At 41.6% G+C, this 26,120-nt stretch carries 25 protein-coding genes and 1 tRNA gene; 19 read left to right on the top strand and 7 right to left on the bottom strand.

Annotated elements, in window-relative coordinates; all coding sequences use genetic code 11:
* Window positions 1-240: 240 nt before the first annotated feature.
* The 5 genes from NQ505_RS12705 (at window position 241) to eno (ending at window position 4,410) form a co-directional block, all read left to right on the top strand.
* Window positions 241-1,074, top strand: a complete 834-nt coding sequence (locus NQ505_RS12705) for a M23 family metallopeptidase (RefSeq protein ID WP_009000688.1) — start codon at window positions 241-243, stop codon at window positions 1,072-1,074.
* Window positions 1,075-1,084: 10 nt separating this feature from the next.
* Entirely contained in the window at window positions 1,085-1,861 is a 777-nt protein-coding gene (locus NQ505_RS12700; RefSeq protein ID WP_004302049.1) for a hypothetical protein, read from the top strand.
* 18 nt (window positions 1,862-1,879) lie between these two features.
* A complete protein-coding gene (crcB, locus tag NQ505_RS12695; RefSeq protein WP_004309778.1) occupies window positions 1,880-2,257 on the top strand; it encodes a fluoride efflux transporter CrcB in 378 nt (125 codons plus the stop codon).
* A 30-nt stretch (window positions 2,258-2,287) separates the two neighbouring features.
* The gene (locus NQ505_RS12690) at window positions 2,288-2,950 is read left to right on the top strand and encodes a pentapeptide repeat-containing protein (RefSeq protein WP_009000687.1); all 663 of its coding nucleotides are present in this window, start codon (window positions 2,288-2,290) and stop codon (window positions 2,948-2,950) included.
* Between the two features lie 179 nt (window positions 2,951-3,129).
* Window positions 3,130-4,410, top strand: coding sequence for a phosphopyruvate hydratase (gene eno / locus NQ505_RS12685; protein WP_004316472.1), 1,281 nt, complete (start codon window positions 3,130-3,132; stop codon window positions 4,408-4,410).
* A gap of 160 nt (window positions 4,411-4,570) precedes the next feature.
* Here the strand turns inward: eno and NQ505_RS12680 are convergent.
* A tRNA-Thr gene (locus NQ505_RS12680) sits at window positions 4,571-4,644 on the bottom strand.
* Window positions 4,645-4,952: 308 nt separating this feature from the next.
* Between NQ505_RS12680 and NQ505_RS12675 the strand changes: the two genes are divergently transcribed.
* From NQ505_RS12675 to NQ505_RS12650, 6 genes are read left to right on the top strand one after another with little or no spacing between them, the layout of a single operon-like run.
* Window positions 4,953-5,510, top strand: coding sequence for a DUF4199 domain-containing protein (locus tag NQ505_RS12675; protein WP_032853840.1), 558 nt, complete (start codon window positions 4,953-4,955; stop codon window positions 5,508-5,510).
* A gap of 32 nt (window positions 5,511-5,542) precedes the next feature.
* Entirely contained in the window at window positions 5,543-6,493 is a 951-nt protein-coding gene (locus NQ505_RS12670) for a glycosyltransferase family 2 protein (RefSeq protein ID WP_009000685.1), read from the top strand.
* A gap of 21 nt (window positions 6,494-6,514) precedes the next feature.
* The gene (locus NQ505_RS12665) at window positions 6,515-7,099 is read left to right on the top strand and encodes a DUF6452 family protein (protein WP_009000684.1); all 585 of its coding nucleotides are present in this window, start codon (window positions 6,515-6,517) and stop codon (window positions 7,097-7,099) included.
* Entirely contained in the window at window positions 7,083-7,832 is a 750-nt protein-coding gene (locus NQ505_RS12660; protein WP_009000683.1) for a DUF6048 family protein, read from the top strand. Before NQ505_RS12665 ends, NQ505_RS12660 begins: the two co-directional genes overlap by 17 nt.
* Window positions 7,833-7,838: 6 nt before the next feature.
* Window positions 7,839-8,420: a manganese efflux pump MntP family protein gene (locus NQ505_RS12655; protein ID WP_009000682.1), complete on the top strand. Its 582-nt coding sequence runs from the start codon at window positions 7,839-7,841 to the stop codon at window positions 8,418-8,420.
* A gap of 30 nt (window positions 8,421-8,450) precedes the next feature.
* Window positions 8,451-9,464, top strand: a complete 1,014-nt coding sequence (locus tag NQ505_RS12650) for an FAD:protein FMN transferase (RefSeq protein ID WP_009000681.1) — start codon at window positions 8,451-8,453, stop codon at window positions 9,462-9,464.
* 67 nt (window positions 9,465-9,531) lie between these two features.
* On the opposite strand, the gene NQ505_RS12645 is transcribed toward NQ505_RS12650, so the two are convergent.
* The gene (locus NQ505_RS12645; protein WP_004304892.1) at window positions 9,532-9,903 is read right to left on the bottom strand and encodes a DMT family protein; all 372 of its coding nucleotides are present in this window, start codon (window positions 9,901-9,903) and stop codon (window positions 9,532-9,534) included.
* A 15-nt stretch (window positions 9,904-9,918) separates the two neighbouring features.
* Window positions 9,919-10,665, bottom strand: coding sequence for an ATP-binding protein (locus tag NQ505_RS12640; protein WP_009000680.1), 747 nt, complete (start codon window positions 10,663-10,665; stop codon window positions 9,919-9,921).
* A gap of 183 nt (window positions 10,666-10,848) precedes the next feature.
* Here NQ505_RS12640 and NQ505_RS12635 point away from each other — a divergent pair, with 183 nt between their 5' ends.
* From NQ505_RS12635 to NQ505_RS12620, 4 genes are all read left to right on the top strand, one after another.
* Complete coding sequence (locus NQ505_RS12635; protein WP_009000679.1) at window positions 10,849-12,270, top strand: tetratricopeptide repeat protein; 1,422 nt, start codon at window positions 10,849-10,851, stop codon at window positions 12,268-12,270.
* Window positions 12,271-12,286: 16 nt separating this feature from the next.
* A complete protein-coding gene (locus tag NQ505_RS12630; RefSeq protein ID WP_009000678.1) occupies window positions 12,287-12,757 on the top strand; it encodes an NfeD family protein in 471 nt (156 codons plus the stop codon).
* A 22-nt stretch (window positions 12,758-12,779) separates the two neighbouring features.
* The gene (gene floA / locus NQ505_RS12625; protein WP_004304885.1) at window positions 12,780-13,781 is read left to right on the top strand and encodes a flotillin-like protein FloA; all 1,002 of its coding nucleotides are present in this window, start codon (window positions 12,780-12,782) and stop codon (window positions 13,779-13,781) included.
* A gap of 156 nt (window positions 13,782-13,937) precedes the next feature.
* Window positions 13,938-14,816 carry a nucleoside phosphorylase gene (locus NQ505_RS12620; protein ID WP_004302019.1) on the top strand — a complete coding sequence of 293 codons (879 nt, stop codon included), beginning with the start codon at window positions 13,938-13,940 and terminating at the stop codon, window positions 14,814-14,816.
* Between the two features lie 114 nt (window positions 14,817-14,930).
* On the opposite strand, the gene NQ505_RS12615 is transcribed toward NQ505_RS12620, so the two are convergent.
* Window positions 14,931-15,590, bottom strand: a complete 660-nt coding sequence (locus NQ505_RS12615; RefSeq protein WP_004302018.1) for an NAD(P)-dependent oxidoreductase — start codon at window positions 15,588-15,590, stop codon at window positions 14,931-14,933.
* An 82-nt stretch (window positions 15,591-15,672) separates the two neighbouring features.
* Window positions 15,673-17,580 (bottom strand): PAS domain-containing hybrid sensor histidine kinase/response regulator, encoded by a 1,908-nt coding sequence (locus NQ505_RS12610; protein ID WP_009000677.1) that lies wholly within the window; start codon window positions 17,578-17,580, stop codon window positions 15,673-15,675.
* 134 nt (window positions 17,581-17,714) lie between these two features.
* Between NQ505_RS12610 and mnmE the strand changes: the two genes are divergently transcribed.
* Together mnmE and NQ505_RS12600 are read left to right on the top strand one after the other, a co-directional pair.
* Window positions 17,715-19,112 (top strand): tRNA uridine-5-carboxymethylaminomethyl(34) synthesis GTPase MnmE, encoded by a 1,398-nt coding sequence (gene mnmE, locus NQ505_RS12605; protein ID WP_009000676.1) that lies wholly within the window; start codon window positions 17,715-17,717, stop codon window positions 19,110-19,112.
* A 52-nt stretch (window positions 19,113-19,164) separates the two neighbouring features.
* The gene (locus tag NQ505_RS12600; RefSeq protein WP_009000675.1) at window positions 19,165-20,007 is read left to right on the top strand and encodes a TrmH family RNA methyltransferase; all 843 of its coding nucleotides are present in this window, start codon (window positions 19,165-19,167) and stop codon (window positions 20,005-20,007) included.
* A gap of 10 nt (window positions 20,008-20,017) precedes the next feature.
* On the opposite strand, the gene NQ505_RS12595 is transcribed toward NQ505_RS12600, so the two are convergent.
* Window positions 20,018-20,494, bottom strand: coding sequence for a low molecular weight phosphatase family protein (locus NQ505_RS12595; RefSeq protein WP_009000674.1), 477 nt, complete (start codon window positions 20,492-20,494; stop codon window positions 20,018-20,020).
* A 15-nt stretch (window positions 20,495-20,509) separates the two neighbouring features.
* Window positions 20,510-21,550, bottom strand: a complete 1,041-nt coding sequence (locus tag NQ505_RS12590; RefSeq protein ID WP_242063729.1) for an alcohol dehydrogenase — start codon at window positions 21,548-21,550, stop codon at window positions 20,510-20,512.
* Between the two features lie 249 nt (window positions 21,551-21,799).
* Between NQ505_RS12590 and NQ505_RS12585 the strand changes: the two genes are divergently transcribed.
* Together NQ505_RS12585 and NQ505_RS12580 are read left to right on the top strand one after the other, a co-directional pair.
* The gene (locus NQ505_RS12585) at window positions 21,800-24,577 is read left to right on the top strand and encodes an AAA domain-containing protein (protein WP_009000672.1); all 2,778 of its coding nucleotides are present in this window, start codon (window positions 21,800-21,802) and stop codon (window positions 24,575-24,577) included.
* Window positions 24,578-25,042: 465 nt separating this feature from the next.
* Window positions 25,043-26,119 carry a YhcG family protein gene (locus NQ505_RS12580; RefSeq protein WP_004316539.1) on the top strand — a complete coding sequence of 359 codons (1,077 nt, stop codon included), beginning with the start codon at window positions 25,043-25,045 and terminating at the stop codon, window positions 26,117-26,119.
* Window position 26,120: the final 1 nt, after the last annotated feature.

Below are 26,120 nucleotides of genomic sequence, written 5' to 3'. Positions count from 1 at the left end.
TGGCAAAGATAGACAGGAAACAATAGAGGTGTTTTTCTTTATAAAGAAAATATAGAAGGATATAGAAGTTAAAACGGGATAAACATTTAAATATAAAGCAGATAACAAATCCAGAAGCTAGAAAAAATATAGTGTCTATGGTGAAGAAATTAAAAGGATTAAAGACGCATATTACATAATCTTTCTATATTTGCAACGTATTATCCCAACTATATCAATAAACACTTTACTATTTAGAATATGGCACAGCACCTTAAATTGATCGCTCTATTGATTTTCACATTGTCCGCCAGCTACACTTCCGCGCAGTCTTTACGTAAACTGCTGGAACGTCCATACGGTATCATCGAGTCAAAATGGGAAAAAGATGCTCAGGGAGCTACCGAACTCAATTACTACAATGAAGACTATTGCGACTATTATCTGTATCGTGCCAACGACCGTTCCTACAATTTAAGTAACGGAAAAAACACTATATTTAAAATAGAAAAGAACGCACAGGTAGACAATCCGTTTAAAAGTGCCTCTTCTTATACGTTCTACCGGGGCAAGTTTCCTAAAGATTTCAATATTCAGACTCCTTATGCTTTACCCGTAAAAAACAATCAAAAGACAGCCTGGAAAACCGATCCGCGTGAACCATTCAAGACCTTGAATTTTCACATCAAACAAGGTGATACAATCTACGCCACCCGCAGCGGAATAGCCTGTAAAACCTCCAACCCGCAACAGCTGCTCATCTATCATCCCGATCAGACTTTTGCAGCCTATCTGGTGATGAACGAGAATTTCATCGAACCGGGCGAAGAAGTACAAGTTGGACAAGCCATAGGAAAGGCAGGCCCCACAGGTGCTGCCATCTCCTTCTTTTTTCTGGATGAAAATAAGTTCAAAGGAGGATTATCATCCGGATACCCTTACTCCCACTTTATTCCTGTATTCCGCACAACTGAAGGAGATGTGAAACCGGAAGAGAAAACCATCTATCAGGCTGTGACCGACCATGACCTTATCATGCAGGACATGAGTAAACGTGATAAAAAGAAATATATGAAGCTACACAACCTGAAATAATAGATGTATCATGCGCATATTTTTACTTTTCTTCCCGGTCTTCTTTTTCTGCGGTTTGCTTCATGCCCAAACCGTAAAAGTGGAATATGGCGGTGACCCGCTTCCCGACAAAGACCGGAAGAAGATAGAACAGTTTCTTCAACATGAGGTTGATTTCTATTCACAATTCGGACTGCCCGATACGCTTAGCCTCCAACTATATGTTTTTGAAAATAGAAGAGAAGCAATAGATTACTTAGAAAGTATCAATGTGTCTCTGCCTATCAAGGCAAGCGGTGCATACTCACCTAAGCTACAAAAGGCAGTCATCTTAGGACGGGAGAATGGACGGGAGAGAAGTCTTGCCATCATCTATCACGAACTAAGTCATCATTTCGTTTCGCAGATTCTCGGCAAGCGTCCTCCAAGCTGGCTTAACGAAGGACTGTCGGAGTACTTCGAACATTGCACCATTCACAAAAAAGCAGTCCGCCACACATTTACCGAATACGAACAAGGGAGAGTTCGGACGATGTATATGCTGGGGGAAGTAAACCTTCCTACATTTTTAAATAGCAGCCAAGGCAAATTTATGAAACAGCAAATGACGGACGAGCAATACTCTTATATCCTTTCGCATGCGCTTGTCACCTTTTGGATAGAGAGCGTTCCCCGCGAGATATTCAAAAAGTTCATATCCGTTCTGCAAAACAAAAATGATCCGTCAACCGTTTCAGAACAAATCAATCTTGTTTATCCCGGAGGCTTCCAGCAATTCGAAAAGGATTTTGAAGCCGCCTACAAATAATATCAATCTTTCAATCAAATGAGTAAAGAAGTTATCTATATCTTTATCGGTGGAGGAACCGGTAGTGCACTGCGTTATTTCATCCAGTTGCTAATGCACGAACGAATCGTCCCTTATCATTTTCCATGGGCCACTTTCACGGTCAATCTTCTCGGCAGTTTTCTCATCGGCCTGTTCTATGCCCTTTCAGAGCGATTCCACCTTCCGTTCGAGGTCCGTTTGTTTCTGACAACGGGTTTATGTGGAGGTTTCACAACGTTCTCTACTTTCTCCAGTGACGGCGTAGGTCTGCTGAAAGGAGAATTTTACGGAGCATTTGTTCTATATACATTATTAAGTATAGGAATAGGATTAGCCGCAACGTTAGCCGGCGGATATGTGGGAAAACAGATTTAATAATTCGAATATAAATCCTACCTTTACGGCATGATTAAAAGAAACCCAACCAAACCCGTCCGCGTTGTTCCTCCCATGATGGAAGAGCAGGAAGTCAGTACTACTACCCTACAGGAATGGCTCGACAGAGAAGAAACCGTCTCTCATCTTTTATTCTGCAAAGGAAAAGAAGAAGGCATCGACAAATCTTATAAAAGTTTCAAAAACTGCACCTTTCAGCATCAGACATTCAGCGAATGTAAATTCCGTTCTTCCCAGCTGACCGATGTCAGGTTTGAGAACTGCGACTTATCCAACATTTCTTTCGCTGAAAGTTCGCTCTACCGGGTAGAATTCATTTCCTGCAAACTATTGGGTACCAATTTATCGGAAACAACGATGAATCACGTCTTGCTGCATGACTGCAACGCAGGTTATATCAATCTGGCTATGAGTAAAATGAACCAGGTACGTTTTGCACACAGCCAGCTCCGCAACGGAAGTCTGAACGACTGCCGTTTTTCATCCGTCGCATTTGAGAGTTGCGATCTCGTAGAAGCCGATTTTTCACACGCTCCGCTTCGCGGAATAGATTTGCGCACTTCCCGTATCAGCGGAATCACGCTTAACATCAGCGATTTGAAAGGGGCTGTCATCACTTCCCTGCAAGCTATGGATTTGCTTCCACTGTTAGGGGTTATTATCGAAGATTAAAATCCTGCAAATTCACTCCGCCGCACTCAAACAAAAAGCATCGTCCCGTTGTTATAGTATAAGGTCGGACTAACGACATATAGGGAATAGGCATAAAAAGAATACCTATTTATAGTGATTTCTCACTCCCCGTCAAGTCCGTACTTTTGCAGAAATCTTATTCAAAAACAATAGAAACGATGAAAATTGAAAAAATTGTAGCTCGAGAAATTCTCGATTCAAGAGGTAACCCCACAGTAGAAGTTGACGTAGTATTGGAATCCGGCATTATGGGACGTGCATCTGTGCCGTCAGGTGCTTCCACTGGTGAACACGAAGCATTGGAACTTCGCGATGGTGACAAACAGCGCTATGGTGGAAAAGGAGTACAAAAAGCGGTTGATAATGTAAATAAAATCATCGCTCCGAAGCTGATTGGTATGTCTTCACTCAATCAGAGAGGTATCGACTACGCAATGCTGGCATTGGACGGCACTAAGACTAAATCGAATTTAGGTGCTAACGCTATTCTCGGCGTATCTCTTGCCGTAGCTAAAGCTGCTGCCAACTATCTGGACCTTCCTCTATACCGCTATATCGGTGGAACAAATACGTATGTAATGCCTGTACCGATGATGAACATCATCAACGGTGGTTCACATAGCGATGCTCCGATCGCATTCCAGGAATTTATGATCCGCCCCGTAGGTGCTCCTTCTTTCAGAGAAGGTCTGCGCATGGGTGCTGAAGTATTCCACGCTTTAAAGAAAGTCTTGAAAGACCGTGGCCTTAGCACTGCTGTAGGTGATGAAGGTGGTTTCGCACCTAACCTCGAAGGTACGGAAGATGCTTTGAATTCTATTCTGGCCGCTATCAAAGCAGCAGGATACGAACCGGGCAAAGACGTTATGATCGGTATGGACTGTGCTTCTTCCGAATTCTACCACGATGGTATTTACGATTATACCAAGTTTGAAGGTGAAAAAGGTAAGAAACGCACTTCCGCAGAACAAGTTGACTACCTGGAAGAACTAATCAACAAATTCCCTATCGACTCTATCGAAGACGGTATGAACGAAAACGACTGGGAAGGCTGGAAAAAGCTGACCGAACGCATCGGCAACCGTTGCCAGCTGGTAGGTGACGACTTGTTCGTAACCAACGTAGATTTCCTTGCAATGGGTATCGAAAAAGGCTGTGCCAACTCTATCCTGATTAAAGTAAACCAAATCGGTTCGCTGACAGAAACACTGAACGCTATCGAAATGGCTCACCGCCATGGATACACTACTGTTACTTCTCACCGTTCGGGTGAAACAGAAGATGCTACTATCGCCGATATCGCAGTAGCTACTAACAGCGGACAGATCAAGACAGGTTCTTTAAGCCGCTCAGACCGTATGGCTAAATACAATCAGTTACTCCGCATTGAAGAGGAATTGGGCGATTTGGCTGTGTATGGATACAAGAGAATCAAGTAAAAACTGAATCCCTATAAAACTAAAGGAGGTGTGTCAAGAACTTTTTTTGACGCACCTCTTTTACATTGTTTACCCTCTTAATAAAAGGTATAAAAAGAAAAAAAGCATCCAGACTAATACCTGAATGCTTTTTTCTTGGATTTGTTATATATCCTTTTTGAGCCTCTTGTCGGATTCGAACCAACGACCCCGAGATTACAAATCACGTGCTCTGGCCAACTGAGCTAAAGAGGCGGGTGGGTAAGCTATCTATATCGCGCCGCTACAACCAACTACCTTTGCTGCGATCAAGCCCTGGAGGATTCGAAGGGAGCTGGCCGTATAGGACTTACCCGTTTTGCGGTTGCAAAGGTAGACATTTTTATGTATTCTGCAATAGCTGCAGACAACTTTTTTACTAACAAAAGACTAACAGGCTACATTTCAGGCAATTAAAATTGCAAAAAAATATTCAGACAGCAACTTCCTCTGCTTTATTAACTTTAACAACCAGATTTCCCCTACCAACCGATATTATTTGTACCTTTGTGCGCAATTTATAAATGAAGATGACAGAGAACAGAAGCTATTTACAAAAATATGCCATGCATTTTGGCACGTATATGGGAATCTACTGGATATTGAAGTTCATATTATTTCCGCTGGGATTCCACATACCTTTCCTTTCGCTTTTATTTGTAATCCTGACATTATCCGTACCTTTCATCGGATATCACTATGCGAAAATGTACCGGGATAAGATTTGCGGGGGAAGTATCCAATTTTCGCATGCCATGCTCTTTACCATATTTATGTATATGTTTGCTTCTCTGCTGGTAGCTGTGGCCCACTACGCCTATTTCCAATTCATCGATCATGGATTTATCATCAACTCTTACATCCAGTTGTGGGACGAACTGATGACCAACACCCCGGCTCTGATAGAAAACAAAGAAGTTATAAAAGAAACGATAGATACCGCCCGTTCACTTACTTCCATCAATATCACCATGCAACTATTGTCATGGGATGTATTTTGGGGAAGTATCCTGGCCATTCCCACCGCATTGATGGTAATGAAAAAGGCCAAACCGGAAAATGACGGAGTGGCTCAATCGTAATTTGTAATTCGTAAGTAATTAGTAATTAAAAAATGGATATATCAGTTGTAATCCCATTATTCAATGAAGAAGAGTCACTACCCGAACTCTATGCTTGGATAGAACGGGTAATGCAAGCCAACGGATTCTCATTCGAAGTGATTTTCGTTAACGATGGAAGTACCGACCATTCATGGGAAGTGATCGAAAAGCTTAAAGCTCAATCGGAACATGTAAAAGGTATCAAATTCCGCCGTAACTACGGTAAATCACCTGCACTCTACTGCGGATTCGCTGAAGCGGAAGGAAACGTAGTCATAACGATGGATGCGGACCTGCAAGATAGCCCGGACGAAATCCCCGAACTTTACCGGATGATTACAAAGGATGGCTACGACCTGGTATCCGGCTGGAAGCAAAAGAGATATGATCCTATTTCAAAGACACTGCCCACCAAGTTGTTTAATGCTACCGCCCGCAAAGTATCAGGCATCAAAAACCTGCACGACTTCAACTGCGGACTGAAAGCCTATCGCAAAGAGGTCGTAAAACATATCGAAGTGTACGGTGAGATGCATCGTTATATACCTTATCTGGCAAAGAACGCCGGATTCAAGAAAATCGGTGAAAAGGTGGTTCAACACCAGGCTCGCAAATATGGTACGACCAAATTCGGACTGAACCGTTTCGTAAACGGGTATCTGGATTTACTCTCTCTTTGGTTCCTCTCCAGATTCGGCATCAAGCCGATGCATTTCTTCGGACTGTTGGGATCATTGATGTTTATGATCGGAATGATTTCTGTCATCATCGTAGGTGCCAGTAAACTATATGCCATGTACAACGGTCTCCCCTACCGACTGGTGACCGACTCTCCCTATTTCTATTTGTCACTTACGGCAATGATTATAGGTACGCAATTATTCTTAGCCGGATTCCTTGGCGAACTCATCTCGCGCAATGCCCCGGAACGGAATAACTATCAGATAGAAAAGAAAATTTGATTCACATTCAATAAACTGACTATGAAGAATTTAATTCGTATCTTTCTCATATTGACTATCATTGGCGCTGCAGTCAGCTTACACAGTGCCTGCTCGGATGAGAACGATTGCTCATTGGCAGGACGTCCGATGATGTACTGCACAATATATACCATTAATCCGGATAACCCTACTATTGCATTAAAAGACACGCTTGATTCATTAACAATCACAGCATTGGGCACCGACTCTATCATCCTGAACAATGAAAAGAATGTGCATACCCTGATGTTGCCACTACGATACACAAGTGACACTACTGTGTTCATATTCAGATACGATCCCAAACGTAGAGATAAAGATGTTGACACATTATACATTGTACAACAGAATACCCCTTATTTCCAGTCCATGGAATGTGGTTATATGATGAAACAAAATATAATCAGCGCTAAATTTGGAAAACCGGGAAGACCGGGTAACCCTCCTCCCTATGGCAACGGGCAGCCGGATCAGATAGATTCTCTTCATATAAAAAATAAAGAAGCCAATACAAATGAAATCGAGAACTTGCAGATATTCTATAATTATCGGCCAGAACGCACACCTGATGAAACGACTAATTAGTCTGCTTCTGCTCTTTTGCATTGGGCTTCCGTTGCTGGCACAACAGCAACGTCCAGCGCAAACGCCCAAAAGAGATCAGAAGAAAAAAGAGGTTGCCGAGATAGATACCATTCCGCTCTACAATGGTACGTATGTCGGTGTGGATTTATATGGCATTGGAAGCAAGCTGCTGGGAGGCGACTTTATGAGTTCTGAAGTCAGCGTAGCCGTTAACCTCAAGAATAAATTCATCCCTACCATTGAGTTTGGTATGGGAGGAACAGATACCTGGAGCGAAACAGGCATACACTATAAGAGCAAAATGGCCCCATTCTTCCGAATCGGTGTGGACTACAACACCATGGCAAAGAAAAAAGAGAAGAACAGCTACTTGTATGCAGGACTTCGCTATGCATTCAGTTCATTTAAATATGATGTTTCCACGATGCCAGCAGATGATCCTATCTGGGGAGATGTAATAGGTAACCCCAGTTTGGAAGACGGTTATTGGGGAGGAAGTGTGCCATTCAGTCATCTGGGTATGAAAGGATCGGTGCAATGGCTGGAAATCGTTTTAGGCGTCAAAGTACGTATTTACAAAAACTTCAACATGGGGTGGTCAGTACGTATGAAATACAAAACCAAAGCATCTACCGGAGAATATGGAGACCCATGGTACGTGCCCGGTTACGGAAAATTTAAATCGAGTAACATGGGAATCACTTATTCCCTTATTTATAAATTGCCTCTTTAGAATACAATGACAGGACTAGAGATTTGGCTGCTTGCAATAGGTCTGGCGATGGATTGTTTCGCTGTCTCAATTGCAAGCGGTATTATTCTGAAACGTACCCGATGGAAACCCATGCTAGTCATGGCTTTTGCTTTCGGCTTTTTTCAGGCAATCATGCCATTTATCGGATGGATGTGTGCAAAGACATTCAGTCGTCTTATAGAAAGTGTAGACCATTGGATTGCTTTCGCAATCCTTGCCTTCTTAGGCGGACGAATGATTTTAGAATCTTTCAAAGAAGAAGAATGTTGTAAACTGTTCAATCCGGCAAATCCGAAAGTGGTATTGACCATGGCAATAGCCACAAGTATTGATGCATTGGCAATCGGCATTTCCTTTGCCTTTCTGGGAGTTCAGGACTATACCGAAATCCTTCCGCCTATCAGCATCATCGGGTTTGTTTCATTTGTCATGTCACTCATCGGTCTGATCTTTGGTATCCAATGTGGCTGCGGCATCGCCCGGAAACTGAAAGCAGAGTTATGGGGAGGTATCATTCTAGTCATTATCGGACTAAAGATATTAATTGAACATTTATTTCTTCAATAAAACGAGTTTTCTCATCAAATAGAAGAGCGTATGAAAACAAAGAAAAGTTTCCTTTGGCTGGCTTTCCTGATTTTGGCAACTATCTGGATATTAGTCAGACATAATCAACAAGTTGACTATTACAGTGTCAAAGGTTTAGTGTTTGGGACAGTATATAAGATTACTTATCAGCATGATGGTGATTTAAAACCGGAAATAGAAGCTGAACTGAAACGCTTCGACCAATCTTTATCTCCATTCAATGACAGTTCTGTTATCAGTCGTGTCAACCGCAATGAAGAGCTGGTGACTGATAGTTTTTTCCAGAAATGTTTCCATCGCTCGATGGAAATTTCCCGAGAGACAAAGGGTGCTTTCGACATTACAGTGGCCCCTCTTGCCAATGCTTGGGGATTCGGTTTCAAAAAAGGTGCTTTTCCTGATTCATTAATGATAGACAGTCTGTTACAAATCACCGGATATGAAAAAGTGAAAATGGATAACGGCAAAGTTATCAAACAGGATCCTCGTACCATGTTAAGTTGTAGTGCCGTTGCCAAAGGGTATTCGGTAGACGTAATTGCACAACTACTCGACCGTAAGGGAATAAAAAACTATATGGTAGATATAGGAGGCGAGGTGGTAGTGAAAGGGAAAAATCCTTCCAAAGGCTTATGGCGCATTGGAATCAATAAGCCTATCGACGATTCACTGGCCATAAACCAAGACTTACAGACAATTCTTGAGATAACAGATTTAGGCTTGGCTACTTCCGGAAACTATCGTAATTATTATTATAAGGATGGGAAGAAATACGCCCATACGATTGACCCTAGAACTGGCTATCCGGTACAACACAATATCTTGTCCTCTACGGTAATCGCCAAAGACTGTATGACTGCCGATGCCCTTGCCACCGCCTTCATGGTGATGGGACTGGAAGAAGCGGAAGCTTTCTGCAAAGCGGATACAACGATTGACGCCTACTTTATTTATAGCGGAGAAAATGGAGAGTTCAAGACTTATTATACGGAGGGAATGAAAAAATACATAACTACTCCGTAATATATATATTTTATACAAATAGAGGTTCTACTTGAGAAAACAGAACCTCTATTCAATTGGCAAATATCTATTTCATAAACACGAAATACACTGCTGCAATCAGACAGACAAATGCAGCCAGATGATTCCAATGTAAAGCCTCACCTTTAAAAAAGATTGTAGTGAACACTGTAAAAATAACAAGTGTTATTACCTCTTGAATGACTTTTAGTTGCATCAATGAAAACGGGCCTCCATTGCCTATAAAGCCAATACGATTGGCCGGTATCTGACAGGAATATTCAAAAAAGGCGATCGCCCAACTGAACGCAATCACACCGATCAGCGGAAGAGCTGCGAACCAACTGTACTCCTGTTTCATCTTTAAATGTCCGTACCAAGCAAATGTCATAAAGACATTAGATACGATCAGCAACAAAATGGTATAGAATCCTTTCATAACAATCTATTCAAATTAATCTATTTTATCTGGTAATAATTCCTCTTGTACATTAGTCATACTGCCCCAAAGGCTATAACGAGCTTCCGGGTTCATCACTTCCAACTGCCGTAAAATTCCTTTCATATCACTCCGGCTGGACTGCGATTCATAAGGACAATTCTTCACTTGCTTCTGATAATGACGCAAAGTCGCCAATTCTACCAAATCAGCTTCATGAACCAGACACATCGGACGAATAATTGTCATATCAAACTTCTTCATCACCAACCGGGGCGGCATTGTACTGAAAGCTCCCTGATAAGTGATATTCATCAATAAAGTTTCCAAAATATCATCCATATGGTGACCGAGAGCGATTTTATTGCATCCGTGTTCCTTGGCAACTGTGAACAGGGCCTTCCGACGGTTCCATGAACAGAGGAAACAGGGAGATTTACGTGTGTCGGTAGCAGGATCAAAGGCAGTCTCATACTGCACAAAGGGAACTCCATACGCTTCACAGTGCGCTTTCAAATATTCAGTATCACTCTGATAAGGAATATTCTTCATCACTACATGGACGGCAACGACAGAAAAGCGAGGTTTATAGATACGTGCGCGTCTCCCCAATAGTTCCACAAGCGCCAACGAATCTTTTCCTCCCGACAGTCCGATAAGGATTTTGTCTCCTTCTTCTATCAATCCATATTGCACCACTCCTTTGCTAAACCGCCGTTCAATGCGGCGAATGGTTTTCTCTTCTTCCGTAAATTGTGTCATATCTTTGAAAATCGGCTGCAAAAGTAAGCGAAAAGAATGATTTAAAGAAGAATTAACATAATAGAATCACTGAAAAAGGGTTTATTTCTAATAAATTTGTACTTTTGAACAATTGATAAATGGACCGGTGCCCGAAAGCAGCAATGTTTTCAATCTACCCGTCACTCATAAACGCTCAAAACGATGAAAGGAAAATATATTCTATTTTTAATTTGCAGCCTCTTCCTTTGCGAAGTCTCTGCACAAACGTTGGAACAGGCACGCACCTTATTTACCAAAGGTGAGTACGAACAAGCCAAACCAGTTTTTAAGAAGTATGCTAAATCACAACCGTCGAACGGGAATTATAATTATTGGTATGGCGTATGTTGCCTGAAAACCGGAGAGGCGGAAGAGGCGGTGAAACCTCTTGAAATAGCGGTAAAGAAACGTATCACCGGTGGACAACTCTATTTGGGACAAGCATATAATGAGACATACCGCTTTGAAGACGCTGTGAACTGCTTTGAGGAATATATCGCAGATTTAAGTAAACGTAAAAAACCGACGGAAGAAGCAGAAAAGCTTCTGGAAAAAAGCAAATCCGACCTCCGTATGTTGAAGGGAGTTGAAGATGTATGTATCATCGACAGTTTCGTTGTGGACAAAGCGACTTTCCTGAACGCTTATAAGATTAGCGAAGAATCGGGCAAACTGTTTACTTTCAATGAATTCTTCAAGACAGAAGGAGATCATCCGGGAACTGTTTATGAAACAGAAATCGGAAATAAAATTTATTATAGCGAAAAGGGCGAGAAAGGTAATCTTGATATCTTTTCAAAGAACAAGTTGTTGAATGAATGGAGTGACGGACGTCCGTTACCGGGTAGTATCAATGCTTCCGGGAATGCGAATTATCCGTTTGTTCTATCGGATGGAGTCACCGTTTATTACGCCAGCGATGGCGAGGGATTGGGTGGCTATGATATTTTTGTCACTCGCTACAACACGAATACCGACACTTATCTTGTTCCGGAAAATGTGGGTATGCCGTTCAACTCGCCGTACAACGATTATATGTACGTCATCGATGAATACAACAACCTCGGATGGTTTGCTTCCGACCGTTTCCAACCGGAAGGAAAGGTATGTATTTATGTATTCATCCCTAACACTTCCAAACAGACTTATAATTATGAAGCAATGGAGCAGCAAGAGATCATTCGTCTGGCACAGATTCATTCGCTGAAAGAAACCTGGAAGGATAAACAAGCGGTTACCGAAGCACTGCAACGATTGAAAGCTGCTATCAGTCATAAGCCCAAAGAACGCCGTGCCATGGATTTTGAGTTTGTCATTGACGACCATACGACTTACTATCTGATGAGCGACTTTAAATCCGCAAAAGCCAAGACACTTTTCCAACGCTATCAGCAGATGGAAAAAGACTATTATCAACAAGAAGAAAAGCTGAACAGCCTTCGTCAACAATATGCCGGTGCCAACCAACAGGGAAAAGCAAAAATGGCTCCTGCCATTCTCGACCTCGAAAAGCGGATACTGCAAATGTCCGAAGAACTCGATGCTCTCGAAGTGAATGTACGTAATGCAGAAAAAACAAAATAAATAATAACTCTGAACTATGGATATACTCATTATCGCCGTTCTCATTATTGCCGCAGTCATACTGTTTCTGGTAGAGCTGTTCGTCATCCCGGGCATTAGCCTGGCCGGAATTTCTGCATTGGTTTGCATCCTGTATGCCAACTACTATGCGTTCGACAATTTAGGTATGGCAGGAGGATTTGCCACTCTCGGCATATCAGCGGTTGCCTGCATCGGATCACTGATTTGGTTTATGCGGTCGAAGATGCTAGACAAACTGGCGTTGAAAAAGGATATTGATTCAAAAGTAGACCGTAGCGCAGAAGATAGCGTCAAAGTGGGTGATACAGGAATCAGTACTACCCGCCTGGCACAAATCGGATCTGCCGAGATTAACGGAAAAATTGTAGAGGTAAAGTCAATAGACGGGTTCCTCAATGAGAAGACTCCGATAATCGTAAGCCGGATCACCGACGGTACAATCATGGTTGAGAAACACAAAGAATAATATTCACTTAATAAAAACATCAATGGAATCATCTTTCTACTTGCCTATCTTTCTGATAGCCGGAGGTATTATCTTCTTGATAATATTTTTCCATTACGTGCCGTTCTTCCTTTGGTTGTCGGCTAAAGTTTCGGGAGTTAACATCTCGCTGATACAACTATTCTTAATGCGTATACGTAACGTTCCGCCGTATATCATCGTTCCGGGAATGATCGAAGCTCACAAAGCCGGTCTGAAAAATATCACCCGCGACGAACTGGAAGCCCATTATCTGGCTGGCGGACACGTAGAAAAGGTAGTTCACGCCTTAGTATCGGCATCGAAAGCCAACATCGAATTGCCTTTCCAGATGGCTACTGCTATCGACCTGGCAGGACGTGACGTATTCGAAGCTGTACAGATGTCTGTAAACCCGAAAGTGATTGATACTCCTCCTGTAACGGCTGTTGCGAAAGACGGTATCCAGTTGATAGCTAAGGCTCGTGTTACAGTACGTGCCAATATCCGCCAGCTGGTCGGTGGTGCAGGTGAAGATACGATCCTTGCCCGTGTAGGTGAAGGTATCGTTTCGTCTATCGGTTCTTCTGAAAACCATAAATCGGTATTGGAGAATCCGGATTCTATCTCTAAACTTGTACTTCGTAAAGGTCTGGACGCAGGAACTGCTTTCGAGATTCTGTCTATTGATATTGCGGACATCGACATAGGTAAGAACATCGGTGCGGCTCTGCAAATCGATCAGGCTAATGCAGATAAGAATATTGCACAGGCAAAAGCTGAAGAGCGCCGTGCTATGGCAGTAGCTTCCGAACAGGAAATGAAAGCAAAAGCACAGGAAGCTCGTGCCAAAGTGATCGAAGCAGAAGCTGAAGTTCCTAAAGCAATGGCTGAAGCTTTCCGCAGTGGAAACTTAGGCATCATGGATTATTATCGCATGAAGAATATCGAAGCTGATACTTCCATGCGTGAGAATATCGCCAAGCCGACAACAGGCAATGCTGGCAATCAGCCATTGAGCAAATAATCGTTCACAAACGCCGGAATCCGATTTCATTTCAGTCGCAAGACGTTCTCTCCTTTTCTATGGAAAAAGAAAGAGACTTCTTCTGAACTTAAATCCGGTTCCGGCGTTTCTATTTATAGATACAATCCTATTATAAAACTAAAACCTTTCAATGACATGAAAAAGTACTTTCCATCCTCTGAATTGATAATCAATGAAGACGGTTCAGTATTCCATCTTCACGTAAAACCCGAATGGTTGGCAGATAAAGTAATCCTGGTAGGTGACCCTGGACGTGTAGCACTCGTAGCTTCTCATTTCGAAAACAAAGAATGTGAAGTGGAAAGCCGCGAATTCAAAACCATCACGGGTACTTACAAAGGTAAACGAATTACGGTAGTCTCTACAGGAATCGGTTGCGATAACATCGACATCGTAATGAATGAATTGGATGCACTCGCCAATATCGACTTTGTCACCCGCGAAGAAAAGGATCAGTTCCGCCAACTGGAATTAGTGCGTATCGGCACATGTGGCGGTCTGCAACCCAATACGCCTGTCGGAACTTTTGTCTGTTCACAAAAGTCCATCGGTTTCGATGGGTTACTGAATTTCTATGCCGGACGTAATGCCGTATGCGATTTGCCTTTCGAACGTGCTTTCCTCAATCACATGGGTTGGTCGGGAAATATGTGCGCTCCTGCTCCTTACGTCATTGATGCCAGTGAAGAATTGATCGACCGGATCGCCAAAGATGACATGGTACGTGGAGTGACAATCGCTGCCGGAGGTTTCTTCGGTCCCCAAGGACGTGAACTGCGTATCCCGTTAGCAGACCCGAAACAGAATGATAAGATTGAAGCGTTCGAATATAAAGGTTACAAAATTACCAACTTCGAAATGGAAAGTTCGGCTTTGGCAGGACTTAGCCGGTTGATGGGACACAAGGCAATGACCGTCTGCATGGTGATAGCCAACCGACTTATCAAAGAGGCCAACACCGGATATAAGAATACAATCGATACGCTGATTAAGACAGTACTTGACAGGATATAAATCTATATTTAAAAGGATAAATTGTAATCGAAAGAATAAAATTGCAATTAAAAGAATGTATAATGGCTTGAATCTTTCACTGATAATATGTGTGGATTCAAGCCATTTTTTTTATTAATAACCAATCGTAAATCTCTCCTGGTGGTGTTTCGGATATTCCAGTTCATCAATCATGGCGGCGGCATAATCTTCAACAGAGATATGGCTGTTTCCTACAATATCTACAATCATATCATCTTTTCCCAACCGATAACGTCCTGTACGTACTCCCGGACGCATATCCGCTGCCGGAGAGAAAAATACCCAGTCTATTTCCTTTTCTTTCTTTAAAAAGTTCAGATAGAACTCTCCTAGAGCTTTCACTCCCGGCAATATATTTTCGGGTACTTCACCGGAATCCATCAGACGCAAGCCCGGAGCGATAAACAAAGAACCGGCACCGCCTACCATCAAAAAGCGATTAACACCCGCTTTCTTCACTCCATCAATAATGGTCAGATAAACTTTGATTGTTTCATCGTATATATCAGGATTATTCCATCCCGGATTGAATGCACTAATAACCGCATCTGCACCCTTACAAACGGCAGCCACTTCATCAAGCGCGGAGACATCGGCTTTCACCACTTTCAGATTTTCATTCTCTATCTTTATCTTTTCCGGATGACGAACCACTGCCGTAACCTCGAAACCACGATTCAATGCTTCATTCAGAAGGGCAGAGCCCACAAAGCCGCTTGCCCCGATAAGGACTATCTTTTTCACTTTCTCCATATTCTAATATATTATAATGTTACTACTATATAATAAATAACACTACAACATTCAGAATGTTAGTTCTCTTTTAGAAAATTAATTATCCGATATAAGATTCTATTGTCTCTTTCAACCTTTCCAAAGAATAGGGCTTTGAGATAACAGCATTGCATCCTGCCTGAATAGCCTGTTGCTGTTCAGTATAGAAAGCATACGCGGTCACTGCAATAATAGGCACAGTCAGGGAAATAGTACGGATCTTTTCAGTAGCTTGAATACCGTCCATGATCGGCATACGAATATCCATCAGAATCAAATCCGGCTTTTCGCGGATAAAACTATTGATGGCTTCCTGTCCGTTGCGTACCCATGAAATAATATATTCCTTATTCAGAAGAATATTAAGTTGGGCAAAGTTCGACTCAATATCTTCTACCACCAATATCTTTTTACGTTTATCCTCATCGACATTCTTCTTATGCGGAAGTCTTCTTTCGACAACCTCCTTCGGTATTTCCTGATAGGGTAAATAGAGTGCAAACACACTCCCCTGCCCTAATTCTGAAGTTACTTCGATACGGCCGCCCAGTCGTTCTACAATGCTTTTACAAATTGAAAGCCCTAATCCGGTGCCTTGCACAAAATCATTCAGTTTTTCAAACCGGGTGAAAATTTGAGGGAGTTTCTCTTTGGATATACCGCAACCCGTATCGCTGACATACAGTTTCAGCCAGGGTCCTTCATGTTTCAAGCCTAAAGTTATACTTCCCTTTTCCGTATTTTTAATCGCGTTCGACAAGAAATTGAACAATACCTGCATCACACGGTTACGATCAGTAGAAGTCCAGTATTCTCCTTCGGGACGAATCACTTTCAATTCTACATTCGACTTCATCTTCAGCTGGTGCACTTTTTCCACTTCTTCCACTAGTCCTGCAATCTCAACCTGCTGGAAATGCATTTCCGATTTGCCGGATTCAATACGGGAAAGGTCTAAAATATCATTAATCAACTGTAGTAACAGGTTGCTATTTCTCTGGATAATCTCCAGATATTCCCTTTTCTCTTCTTCACCTTCCGTCACCGCAATAATCTCCGAGAAGCCAACAATAGCATTCAACGGAGTACGAATCTCATGGCTCATATTCGCTAGGAAAACCGACTTCATCTTATCAGCATCCTCCGCACGACGTTTGGCTTCAATCAATTCCTGCGAACGCAGAATGCGATCTCCAATATCATGTATCAATGCCAACACTCTGTTCCCTTCAAAAGGAGCGATACGCGCCTGAAAATAATGTACACCGCCATCCACTTCAACCGGATATTCTATTTCTTTCAACTGTCCGTCTTGCAGGCACTCGCGAATGTTACAAATAAACAAGTCGCTAACCTCCGGTGAATAAATAGATCGTCCATCTGCTCCGCGTAGCACTTCCACAGGGTGAAGCAATATCGTTCCCGGTGCCATTAGGACATCGGTAATAAAGAAATTATCATCAAAAATAAAAATGAATTCCGGCAATGCTTCAATTATTTTGCGATTATACTCTTCCAGATATTTGATATGTTGCTCCTTTTCGCATTGTGAAGTGACGTTCACCGTATATGCCAGCAGTTTACCCGGATGGCTTTTACAACTCTCTTTGTAAGACAAGAAATGATCTTCCAGCCAAACCACTTTCCCCTGTTCACCAATACAACGAACTCTGATTTGTGAAGTCTTAGAGTCTGATGAAAGCATCTCTGCAAAAGCCTGCTTATAAGCTTCGGTATCGTCCGGATGAACAAACCGATAGAAACTATCAATATCTTCAAAAAGGACTCCGGCATTCTTCAAGCCAAGTGTAGAGAAATAGTCGTCAGAAAAAGAGCATTCGCCCGTAATGATATCATATTCCCACAAAGCTATTTGATGAGCTGCAAGGACAGAAAGTATTTCTTGTGAGTTCTCCCGTATGAGTTCACTCTTTTCATTGGAAGAATATAAATTAATCGCTGGTTCCATAAGCATTATTGTTTTATTTTGTTTGGTGTACCACTGCACGGCAGCAAATATAAACAAATAAAGCACAAGTTGTGCTCAATTTTCTGTTTTTTACTTAGAAACAATTATCTTTGCTCATCCAAAAAGAAAAAACAATGATTCAAGATACTATCTGCGCCATCGCTACCGCTCAAGGCGGTGCTATCGGAAGCATCCGCGTTTCCGGTCCGGAAGCTATTTCCATTACCGGCAGCATCTTCAAGCCAGCCAAAACTGGCAAATTATTAAGCGAACAAAAACCATATACTTTGACATTCGGACGTATTTATGACGGAGATGAGATGATTGATGAAGTGCTCGTCAGCCTTTTCCGTGCTCCTCATTCATATACGGGAGAAGACAGCACGGAAATCACGTGTCATGGTTCCACTTATATTCTTCAACAGGTGATGCAGCTGCTTATTAAGAACGGTTGCCGCATGGCCAAGCCAGGAGAATATACGCAACGTGCTTTCCTCAATGGAAAGATGGATTTAAGTCAGGCAGAAGCTGTGGCGGACTTGATTGCTTCTTCATCTGCTGCCACTCACCGATTGGCTATGAGCCAGATGCGGGGTGGATTCAGTAAAGAGCTGACAGATCTACGCAACAAGTTGTTGAATTTCACTTCCATGATTGAATTGGAGTTGGATTTCAGCGAAGAGGATGTGGAATTTGCCGATCGTTCGGCATTAAGGAAACTGGCAGATGAAATTGAACAGGTCATTTCGCGGTTGGCTCATTCATTTAGTGTCGGCAACGCCATTAAGAATGGTGTTCCCGTAGCTATCATCGGTGAAACAAATGCCGGAAAATCGACTTTACTGAATGTATTATTGAATGAGGATAAAGCCATTGTCAGTGATATTCACGGGACAACACGTGATGTAATCGAAGATACTGTCAATATCGGAGGAATCACTTTCCGGTTCATTGATACCGCCGGAATCCGGGAAACCAATGACACGATTGAAAGTTTGGGTATTGAACGTACTTTTCAGAAGTTGGATCAGGCGGAGATTGTTCTTTGGATGGTAGATGCTGTGAATGCCGCTTCTCAAATTGAACAGTTATCGGAGAAAATAATTCCACGTTGCGAAGGAAAACATTTGATTGTTGTATTCAATAAGGCTGATTTGATTGAAGATAAACAGAAAGAGAATTTATTATCTTTATTAAAAGACTTCCCCAAAGAATCTACGGAATCTATTTTCATCTCGGCCAAACAACGGAAGAATACAAGTGAGCTACAAAAAATGCTTATTGATGCCGCACACTTGCCTACAGTGACACAGAATGATATTATTGTGACAAACGTAAGACATTACGAAGCTTTAAACAAAGCTTTGGAAGCTATTCATAGAGTACAAAACGGACTTGATTCGCAGATTTCCGGGGATTTTCTTTCGCAAGACATACGAGAGTGTATCTTCTTCATTTCGGACATAGCGGGGGAGGTTACGAATGATATGGTGCTTCAAAATATCTTTCAACATTTTTGCATCGGTAAGTAAGAAGCGCATACTATCATTGCTGCAATAAAATAGATCGTTTAAAGAAATCACTATGCCCATTATAGAAATATCATCCTTAACAGACTCCGGAGTAGAAATATTCAGTACCCTCACCGAAGCTCAATTACGCAATCGTATCGAGCCTGATAAAGGATTGTTTATTGCAGAAAGCCCCAAAGTTATCCATGTAGCTCTGAATGCTGGTTATGAGCCTTTAGCCCTCTTGTGTGAACAGAAGCATATCACTGGTGATGCCGCTGGCATCATTGAACGTTGTGGTGATATACCTGTCTATACCGGTGAAAGAAAGTTACTTGCCACATTGACCGGATATACACTGACGCGCGGTGTCCTCTGTGCCATGCGTCGTCGGGCACTACCAAGTGTAGAGGAGGTGTGTCGGAAAGCTCGACGGATCGTAGTCATTGAGGGCGTGGTAGACGCTACTAATATCGGAACCATCTTCCGTTCCGCAGCCGCCTTGGGGATAGATGCTATATTATTAACACGCAATTCTTGTGATCCGTTAAACCGACGTGCAGTCAGGGTTTCGATGGGTTCTGTCTTCCTGATACCATGGACTTGGTTGGACGGTTCTCCCTATGAGTTGCGCAAACTGGGTTTTCGTACAGTCGCTATGGCACTCACGGAGAAATCAATCTCTATCGATAATCCTATCTTAGCAACCGAACCCAAGTTAGCCATCGTAATGGGAACAGAGGGGGATGGTCTTCAAAACGAAACAATTAATGAGGCGGACTATGTAGTCCGCATTCCTATGGCAAACGGTGTCGATTCTCTCAATGTAGCTGCCGCATCCGCTATTGCTTTCTGGCAACTTCGTGTTCAAAATGACGCAATTCTGCCACCATTACCGGATGATGTACATATATGATACTTAATTCCTACTCACACCTACAATACGTATTTGCGCCACAGGAACAGCGAGGCAACAACTTTTCCATCAATTCACTCCGAAAGAACTCATACAGTTCTTTATGCATGATGTCATATAGTGCCCTAACCCGTTCTTCCTGCTCATCTTCTACATAAATTCCTCCCTGAAAGGGATCTGTAAAATTGAAAGAAACGTATTTTCTCACTACACCCTGCATTTCCTTTTGCACTTCCTCTGCTTCCGGACAAAGGGTAATGACATAATCCCACGTCTGTTGGGCATACGTCGCAACATCACAGGGTTTTCTACGCGAAAAGTCATATCCATTTTGTTCCATCACTTGGCAAACAACGTCAGGGACAGAATTTCCAGCCAAAATACCGGCAGTACTAATCTTCATCCCTCTACCGAAGGAGTTCAAAATTTCCTGTGCCATACGACTGCGGCACATATCATTATTACTTACTATCAGTATATTCTTCATACACAAATTCTATTTTTATTTATTTCCTGATATAGCTACTTTAATAACTCCATCTAATTTGTTTTCAAAGATACGATAGGCCTCCTCAATCTCATTCAACGGAAATCGATGTGTAATAAGAGGAGTAGTATCAATTTTACCTTCCTCAATCAGCATGAGAATCTCGTTACAGTCGCAGCCATCCACTCCCCCTGTTTTGAAAATCAAATTCTTGCCATACATATCAGGTAAAGGAAGAAGCTGTGGTTTATCATAGAGGGCTACAATCGTGACAATAGCATTAGGACGGGCACAATTCCAAGCCAAATGGAAGGAATCGTCACTCCCTGCCACTTCCAAAACAACATCTGCACCACCATGGTCACTGTTCTTGAGAACAAAATCCTTGCAGTTTTCCGGTTCAGTCACCAACACATCAGGATAATGCTCACAGACAAACCGAATTCTTTCAGGAGACTTTTCACAGACAATAATGCGTTTTGGCTTCTTCAGCATCACACACAACAAAGTACAAATCCCGGTAGGTCCGGCACCGATGATAAGAACAGTATCTTCCGCGGTTATTTCCGAGATACGTGCTGCCCAAAAACCTGTTGCAAGCACATCACCGACAAACAAAGCTTGTTCATCACTCACTGTATCCGGAATACGATTCAAACCTTGATCCGCATAAGGAACTCTGACATATTCCGCCTGACCGCCATCAATTCGACAACCTAAAGCCCAACCGCCATTAGGATCAGTACAGTTATTCACATATCCATGCTTACAGAAAAAACACTCACCGCAGAAAGTTTCGACATTCACAGTCACCCTGTCACCAGGCTTCACCGAAGTGACATCAGCCCCTACTTGTTCTACCACACCTACCATCTCATGCCCGACAGTTATTCCGGGCACAGCACGCGGCACACTGCCATGTTTAATATGAAGATCACTGGTGCAGATGCTACCAAGTGTTACACGCACGATTGCATCCCGTGATTCCTTTATTTCCGGTCTCGCTTTCTCCTGCAATTCAAACCTTCCGTGCTCAATATATGTGTATGCAAGCATAATATCCTCCTTGTTCATTAATGTATACCTTGCAAAGATAATGATTTCATTGGCAAAACAAATCTCTTTTATCACGTTCAATACTCCCAAACCGAATCTCACTCTATATTTATAACAATACAAAGCTGAATAAAGTCATTCACTGTTTTTTCTACTTCAGCTTTGATATTCTGGAAAATATTCTTACTTTTATATCCAAAATAATAAATAAAAACACCAGCACGACTTATTATATTTACACACAAGCCTATGATAGATACTTCCGAAAATCTGATTATTATAAAAGGACAAATCAAGACTCCCGAAATAGAGAGCTGCCAAAATCATAATGGCAACTATAAGGTAGTATTCCGAAATGTTCCTAGTGCGTATACTTACAAAGAAGAAAATGTCCTTTGGCTGACTGATCCGGACAAACCGGACCCCAATAATTATCAAATAATCAGTAAAGGGAGAACTTTATCAAATATCAAAGCCTTATCTATTTTCAAGGCCGGATCACACAGCTATTGGCACATTCGTTTTCAGAATGGTAAAGAGTATGATTACAGAGAAAAGGACTTAGAAATTATCGAATCATGCTTGGGAGAGAGTCGTTCGAAAAGTATATTCGAATATTTGAAGAAAGTTGCCGATGCGAACGAATTGAAAGCCGATGACGGAACGAAGCTATTGGCAAAACAATATGAAAAGATTCATTTTATCGCAAACAACAGAGCTATTGCTGTATATCTGAATCCTCAAAAATATAAAATGCAGACCCGGACTGCCTCAACCTTGATTTTTCCTTTTGGTTGTAATGCAAGCCAGCAAAAAGCAGTCCAGGCAGCTTTTGAGAATCAAATCAGTGTTGTGCAAGGACCTCCGGGAACCGGAAAGACACAAACTATTCTGAACATCATAGCCAATATCCTTGTGCGTGGTAAGACTGTTCAGGTAGTATCTAATAATAACTCCGCCATCGTCAATGTACTTGAGAAGTTATCCAAATACGATATGGGATTCATTGTTGCATTGCTTGGCAGCACAGCTAACAAAGAGAAATTCATCGAGACTCAAGAAGAGGAAAAACAATATCCGGAGAACTTTGAGTCATGGCATGATGCGGATGCCGACCAACCTCAATTTCTCAATCAGATACATCATCAGACCGAAGAACTAAAAAGCATATTTTACAAACAGGAACGCCTTGCCATGGCAAGACAGGAAATACAAGCTTTAAAAATAGAGTGGCAACATTATCTGCAAGAGTTCGGAACAAAAGAAATTACTCTCCAACAACGGAAAAGTTCCAGCTCGGCAGACCTTCTGAATTTATGGAATGAATGTCAGCAATTTGCAGAAAAAGAACAATCATTAAGTCTTCAGGGAATAGCAGCTTTTATTCAACGGTTGAAATGGTTATTCTTTAAATTCAGGAGCAAAACGATTTGTAGAATCCCCGATAAAGGTTTCTATAAACGGGAGATGAGTTTGATTATCGCTGACTTCCAAATCTTATTCTACCAAACAAAGTACGCAGAGCTGGAAGTTGAAATAGACACATTAGAAAAGGAACTTGCCAACAAAGATGCAGCAGAAATGGCTAGACAAATGGCCGATACATCAATGAAATATCTAAAGAATCAGTTATTTCATACCTATGGCAATAATCATGACAAGCCCATCTTTACGCTCCCTGATCTAAAAAATAATTGGCGAGAGGTACAGAAAGAATACCCTATTATCTTAAGTACGACCTTTTCATCATTAAGCAGTCTGCAACGAGATGCCGTATATGATTATATCATTATGGACGAAGCATCACAGGTTTCCGTTGAGACCGGAGCTTTAGCCTTGTCATGTGCTAAAAATGCAATCATTGTCGGTGACACCATGCAACTTCCCAATGTGGTCACGGAAGAAAATAAGGAAAAGCTAAACTTTATCGCTAATGCGTGCCTGATTAAGCCGGAATATGATTGTGCCAATATGAGTTTTTTGCAATCCATCTGCAAAGTTATTCCGAATATACCGCAGACCTTGTTACGGGAACATTATCGATGCCATCCCCGAATTATCAACTTCTGTAATCAGAAATTTTATGGTGGAGATCTTGTCATCATGACACGTGATAAAGGAGAAGAGGATGTCATTTGTACCATACGGACAGCCAAAGGTAATCACTCCCGCAGTCACATGAATCAACGGGAAATAGATGTTATCAAAGAGGAAGTACTACCAAGTCTATCTTATGAAACAGATGAAATTGGCGTCATAGCTCCATATAACAAACAAGTAGATGCAGTAAAATCCGCACTTGGAGAGGATATTGATGTTGCAACAGTCCATAAGTTTCAGGGAAGAGAAAAGGATGCTATCATTATGACCACTGTCGACGATGTCATCACTTCCTTTTCCGACGATCCAAACCTGCTCAATGTTGCTGTTTCGCGGGCTAAGTCACAATTCTACTTGGTCGTATCGGGAAACGAACAACCCAAAGACTGCAATATCAGCGATTTGATCGCTTATATCGAATATAACAATGGCACTGTTTCCACCAGTAAGATTCATTCTATATTCGATTATCTATATGAACAATATACAGATGCCCGAATTGCCTATTTGAAGAAACACAAGAAAATATCCGAATACGATTCCGAGAATCTCACATTTGCATTACTTGAAGATATCCTGAAAGAAAATATCAATATGCGTCATTTGAATATCATTTGCCATTTACCACTCTATATGTTGATTCAGGATTATTCTCTATTGAATGAAGAGGAAAGCAAATATGCTGCAAATATAAATACTCATATTGATTTTCTAATTTATAATCGTGTGAGTAAACAACCGGTATTGGCTATTGAAACAGATGGTTATACATTCCATAAATCGGGAACGAGTCAATCAGAACGCGATATTAAAAAGGATCATATCTTAGAGTTGTACGGAATTCCGTTGGTGAGATTGTCTACTATCGGTAGTAATGAGAAGAAAATTATTGGAGATAAGTTAAGCGAAGTATTAAACTTGCATTAGAGTGTTCATTGCAAATCATTCTTTTGTTAGAATAGGAGTTTCTGCATATTCTAACAACCAAAAGAATAAATTTTACCCCAACTATAACAATCACATCAATAATAATGCCTACATTTACTTCTCATTTAAAGTACGACAGCACTATGGAAATTATTTTCTACTTTTGCATCAACCTCATTAAAAGTTTCTAAGAACTTAAAGTGAGTACATAAATAAACATTAATCACAATGACAAAAAACTATCTCATCGTAAATACATTAATTAAAATGCGGATAAGATACAATACATATAACAATAAGAATCATCTGTTTTACAAAAATAGGCAGATAAATAAATCGTATTTCGACCAAATACTAAGAAATGAACAGGAAAGTATTAGGTTAACAATTCTGCGCGACACACTTCTCCCGAAGCTGATGTCAGGAGAACTAAAAATTAACGCAACTGAAGTATTATAGATTACGATGAACAAGTCAATAAACATACTTGATAAAGAATATCTGCAATGGGTGAAAGACCTTTGCGGTCGCTATCGTCAAAGCCAAATAAAGGCAGCGGTGAAAGTTAATGTGGAACAGTTGAAATTCAACTGGCTTTTAGGTCGTGACATTGTTGAATTGCACGTAGAAGAACGCTGGGGCGAAAGTGTTATCACTCAATTGAGCAAAGATTTACGTGAAGCTATACCCAATGCAGCTGGTTTGTCAAAGAGTAATATCTACTATTGTAGGAAGTTTTATTTGTTATATAAGGATGCTCTGAAAACTTTCCACCAACTTGGTGGAAAAAATGAAACGGAATTATTCCACCAAGTTGGTGGAATATTTGAAGTCCCATGGAGACACCATTGCTTGATAATGGATAAAGTGAAAGACGATATAGACAAAGCTCTGTTCTATGTTCACCAGACGGTGGAGAACGGCTGGAGTCGTAGTATGCTGCTCAATTTCATTAGCACCGACCTTTATGAGCGGCAGGGCAAGGCACTGACTAACTTTACAAAAACATTGCCCGATGCGATGAGCGACCTTGCACAGGAGTTGACCAAAGACCCCTACAATTTTGCTTTCACGGGTATAACTGGGCGTTACAATGAACGATTGCTCAAAAATGCTCTACTGAATAACATTACCCGATTCCTGATTGAACTGGGTACAGGTTTCGCTTATGTGGGCAAAGAATATCGTTTGGAAATAGGCGAAACGGAAAACTTTATCGACTTGCTCTTTTATAATCTTTCGCTTTCCTGCTATGTAGTGGTAGAGGTAAAGATCGGCAAATTTGCTTTTGCCGACATCGGTCAATTAGGTGGATATGTGGTGGCTTGCAATCATTTGCTGCGTAAGGAAGGACGGGATAACCCAACCATCGGCTTACTGATTTGCAAAGAGAAAGACCGCATACAAGCTCAGTATGCTTTGGAGTCTAGCAGCCAACCTTTGGGTATTTCCGAATATGATCTGGAGAAGTTCTATCCCGAAAAAGTGGAAGGTACCATGCCTACCATTGAAGAGATAGAAGCTAAATTAAGAGATAACTAAC

The organism is Bacteroides sp. D2 (genome assembly GCF_025147085.1).
GTDB lineage: Bacteria > Bacteroidota > Bacteroidia > Bacteroidales > Bacteroidaceae > Bacteroides.
The sequence above is the reverse complement of the archived record's forward strand: the minus strand, read 5'-3'. Positions and strand labels throughout refer to the sequence as shown.